This is a genomic window from Bacillus sp. JJ722, from assembly GCF_036963345.1.
Lineage (GTDB): Bacteria > Bacillota > Bacilli > Bacillales > DSM-1321 > Bacillus_AD.
In genome coordinates, this window is sequence record NZ_JBALMO010000046.1 from 7,362 (window position 1) to 12,363 (window position 5,002).

Consider the following 5,002-nt stretch of genomic DNA (forward strand, 5'->3'; position numbering starts at 1 on the left):
CTATTGAACAAGAACCTATAGAAACGATTGATAACTTAGATTTTCATGAAGAAAAGGTCGAATTAGTTCAAGACTTTGAGGATGATTGTGACGAGACATATAAATTAGGAGAACAAAACAGTAATAGTAGCGATCGTACCATACTTATACAAAATGAGAAGTTTGAAGCTGTACCAATTGTTAAAGAGAGGGAGAAAGAAGCGGACTTAGACGATGATCAAAGTGTATATGACATTCTACCTCACAATGAAACAATGAATGAAACAGCGGCTACAATAACAAAAGAACCTCAAGAAATAATAGAGGATGAAGAAGCTGAAACGTTAAATGAGCAAAAGTTAGAGCAACCAAAGTCAGAACATATTGAGGGAGAAGCTAAGCGTAAACATATTCCTTTTAATGTAGTGATGTTACGACAAGATAAAGAAAAGATGAAAGTGAAAAACGAAGGTTTTGAAAAAAAAACGGCTTTAATTGAGGACGTATCATCAGTAGTTCCAAATCCACCAGTTCGTGAAGAGTCTGTAAGTTCAAATATTGAGGAAGAAAACGATGCCCAAGCATTACCGTATTATCATTTTCCATCGCTAGAGCTACTTAGCCCTCCATTGCAAGGTGAAAGTGATGATTTATGGCTTGAAGAGCAAGGTGAAATGTTAAATGAAACATTGCTTAACTTTAACGTGCGAGCTAGTGTTGTTAATATTACACAAGGACCTTCTGTTACACAGTTTGAAGTACAGCCAGAACCAGGGGTAAAAGTAAATAAAATAACAAACTTAACAGATGATATTAAACTGTGTTTAGCTGCCCAAGATATACGAATGGAGGCACCGATTCCTGGAAAGCATACAATCGGAATCGAAATTCCAAATCGAAAAAGTAGACCTGTTTACTTGCGTGAAATTCTTGAGAGTAGTACATTCACAGAATCAGAATCACCATTAACAGCAGTGTTAGGTCTGGATATAACAGGGGCACCTGTTGTAACCGATTTACGCAAAATGCCGCATGGACTTATTGCAGGGGCAACTGGTTCAGGTAAAAGTGTATGTATTAATACCATCATTGTTAGCTTGTTATATAAAGCTACTCCGCAAGAGTTAAAGCTATTGTTAATTGACCCGAAGATGGTTGAACTAGCACCTTATAATTCAATTCCTCATTTGGTAAGTCCTGTAATTACTGATGTTAAAGCGGCAACAGCTGCTTTAAAGTGGGCAGTTGACGAAATGGAAAGAAGATATGAGTTATTTGCGCATACAGGTGTAAGAGATATATCGCGCTTTAATAAAAAAGCAAAAGAAGCTGGTCAACTAGCAGATCAATTACCATTTATCGTTATTATAATTGATGAGTTAGCAGATTTAATGATGATGTCACCAGCTGAAGTAGAAGAATCGATTTGTCGTATTGCTCAAAAAGCGAGAGCTTGTGGCATACATCTTATTGTTGCGACACAACGTCCATCTGTTGATGTTATAACAGGGTTAATTAAAGCCAATATTCCAACGAGAATTGCATTTTCTGTTTCCTCACAAATTGATTCTCGAACAATTATTGATGCGGGTGGAGCGGAGAAATTGTTAGGGCGAGGAGATATGCTGTTCTTAGAGAATGGATCTTCAAAAACGGTACGTTTACAAGGAACATATGTGAGCGATGAAGAGATTGAAGAGGTTGTTGATTTTGTTCGAAAAGAACAAGAGCCACAATTCTTATTTCAGCAAGAGGATCTGTTAGCAAAAGCGCAAATCTCTGAAGAACGTGATGACTTATTTATGGAAGCATGTGAATTCGTTGTGTATCAAGATGGTGCATCAACATCGAGTCTACAAAGAAGATTCCATATTGGTTACAATCGTGCTGCTAGATTAATTGATATGATGGAAAGCTATGGTATCATTTCAGAGGCAAGAGGAAGCAAACCTCGCGAAGTGTTGATGACAAGTGCTGAATTACAAGAATGGATGGAACAGCAACTTGAATAATTGAGAGAATAAGAGATTGAAAAAAATTTAGACCAATGAGGTTATTTAATAAGTCCTATTTACTATATTTGTTTGATGGGAAAGTAATTCTTTAAATTTTTAAGAAGATACATGGGTTTCATCTAGACCGAAAGCGCCAAATATAGGTATTCTAACATAACAGTCGAGTGTACCTATTTCATGTAAACTACTTCGGAGGACAAACAAAGCGTAAAAGGGCGTTCGAAAAGTGATTGAAAATCACTTTTCGGATAGCCTCATGTCTCTATTTAAAAATAAGCATTTAAAAATCGTTTGTACTATACTTCAGTGTTATTTCTGACGTTAAACAAACGGATTAGATTTAACTGCACATGTAAAAGAGGGATTTTTAGGATGAAGGAAATCGAGTTAAAGCTTCAAGGAAAAATCAAAAGATTATCCAATCATACATTTAAGTTTGATCGTCGAGTAAAGAATGGCTGGTTTTCAGCTGTTTACTTTTTAAAGACGAAAGAAATTATAGAAGAGTTTTGCCCGGAAAACGAAGTAACTATGCAATTTTTTCAAAAGCAAGAAGCCGTTCTTTGCGGTACTGATGAAGTCATTGCATTAATCCAAGAGTTCGCTGAAAAACCGGAAGAACTTGAAATATATTCACTTAGTGATGGGGATAAAGTTAGCCCGTTTGAAACGGTAATGACAATTAAAGGTCATTACCAAAACTTCGGTTTCCTAGAGGGTATTATTGATGGGATTTTTGCTCGTAGAACCTCTGTAGCTACGAATGTATATAATGTGGTAAAAGCCGCAGGAGTTTCCGGTGTGCAGAAGCCAGTCATCTTTATGGGAGATCGTGATGATCACTTTACCCAACAAGCTGGAGATGGCTATGCTGCCTATATTGGAGGAGCAACGGCTCAAGCTACACATGCCATGAATGAATGGTGGGGTAAGCAAGGAATGGGAACGATGCCTCATGCACTTATCCAAATGTTTAATGGAGATATTGTAGAAGCCTGCAAAGCTTATTACAAGAAATTTCCAGAAGATGAGTTAACAGCATTAGTTGACTATAACAATGATGTCATTACAGATTCATTGAAGGTGGCAAGAGAGTTCGGAAGTCTTCTAAAAGGTGTTCGTGTAGATACTTCAAGAACGTTAATCGATAAATATTTCCTGAGAAATCAACATCTACTTGGAACATTTGATCCCCGTGGAGTAAATGCAGAGCTTATTTTTGCACTACGCCAAGCACTTGATGCGGAAGGTTATCAGCATGTGAAAATCGTTGTTACAGGTGGATTTACAGAGAAGCGTATAGAAGAATTTGAAAAACGTGGAGTTCCAGTTGATATGTATGGAGTAGGAAGTAGCATATTAAAAATAAATATTGGTTTTACCGGCGACAATGTAATGTTGAATGGTAAACCACAAGCGAAGGAAGGTCGTAAATATCGACCGAATCCTCGCTTAGAAAGAGTAGAATTGTAAAAAAATGATACATCCATCAAATAGAATAGGATAAAATAATACTGGATGAATTTCAGTAAAATAGTGTATTTGGCGGAAAAATATTTTTTATGATATAATGTTTCTTTAGGAGTGCTAGTTTATGCACTCTTGTTCTAAGAGCATAAAAACATGTTCTTAATAATGCAAAACGTCATATGCTGTACTGCAGATAGACGATTGTTGGAGGTTCTCGTATGACTGTTTACCATTTTGTTGGTATTAAAGGATCCGGCATGAGTGCACTGGCACAAGTGCTTCATGATATGGGGTTAAAAGTTCAAGGTTCTGATATTGAAAAATACTTTTTTACACAAGCGGCATTAGAAGATGCAGGAATTACAATTTTACCTTTTAATAAGGATAATATTACAAGTGATTTAACGGTTATTGCAGGCAATGCTTTTCCTGATACACATGAAGAAATTCAAAGAGCTGTAGAGTTGGATATTCCTGTCGTACGCTATCATCGATTCTTAGGAGATTTCATTAAGAAATTTACTAGTGTGGCTATAACAGGAGCTCATGGTAAAACATCTACAACAGGTTTAATGGCCCATGTTATTAAGGGAGCAAAACCTACTTCTTTTCTAATTGGTGATGGAACTGGAAAAGGAGAGCGCGATGCGGAGTTTTTCGTGTTCGAAGCATGTGAATATCGTCGTCATTTCTTATCATATCATCCAGATTATGCAATCATGACTAACATTGATTTTGATCATCCTGATTATTTTTCAAGTCTTGAGGATGTGTTTCAAGCGTTTCAAGATATGGCTCTTCAAGTTAATCGTGGAATCATTGCTTGTGGTGATGATGAGCAATTACAACGAATTCAAGCTAGAGTCCCGGTTATTTTTTACGGATTCAATGAAGAGAATGACTTTCAAGCACGCAACCTAACAACATCATCTAAAGGAACAACATTTGAAGTATATGTGAGAAATAATTATTTTGAAACATTTACTATTCCAATGTTTGGTAATCACAGTGTGCTAAATGCCTTAGCAGTTATTGCACTGTGTCAGTATGAAAATATTGATCCAGAAGTTGTTCAGTCTCAATTAGCTACTTTTACTGGTGTAAAAAGAAGATTCTCTGAAACGGAAATCGGCACACAAATTTTAGTAGATGATTATGCTCATCATCCTACTGAAATAAAAGCTACAATTGATGCGGCAAAACAAAAATATCCGGATAGAGAGATTATTGCTGTTTTCCAACCGCATACATTTAGCAGAACACAAAAATTCTTGGAGCAGTTTGCTGAAAGCTTGAATTTAGCGGATAAAGTATTTTTATGCGATATTTTCGGCTCTGCTAGAGAACATCAAGGAAAGTTAACAATTAATGACCTTCTTGATAAAATCCCAAATGGAGAACTATTAATGCAAGATGATACGTCTTCATTAAAGCAATATGAAAATAGCGTTATTTTATTTATGGGTGCAGGAGATATTCAAAAGTTCCAAATCGCATATGAAACGTTATTAAAAGAGCAATAATAAAAAAGCGAGTGA

At 36.2% G+C, this 5,002-nt stretch carries 3 protein-coding genes; all 3 read left to right on the forward strand.

Features of this window, described 5'->3' with window-relative positions:
- Window positions 1-1,991: DNA translocase FtsK (locus V7014_RS07780; RefSeq protein WP_335505866.1), on the forward strand; the 1,991-nt coding region annotated here is incomplete at its 5' end.
- Between the two features lie 375 nt (window positions 1,992-2,366).
- On the forward strand, window positions 2,367-3,467 hold the full coding sequence (locus V7014_RS07785; protein ID WP_335505868.1) for a nicotinate phosphoribosyltransferase: 1,101 nt from the start codon (window positions 2,367-2,369) through the stop codon (window positions 3,465-3,467).
- A gap of 215 nt (window positions 3,468-3,682) precedes the next feature.
- A complete protein-coding gene (murC, locus tag V7014_RS07790) occupies window positions 3,683-4,987 on the forward strand; it encodes a UDP-N-acetylmuramate--L-alanine ligase (RefSeq protein WP_335505870.1) in 1,305 nt (434 codons plus the stop codon).
- Window positions 4,988-5,002: the final 15 nt, after the last annotated feature.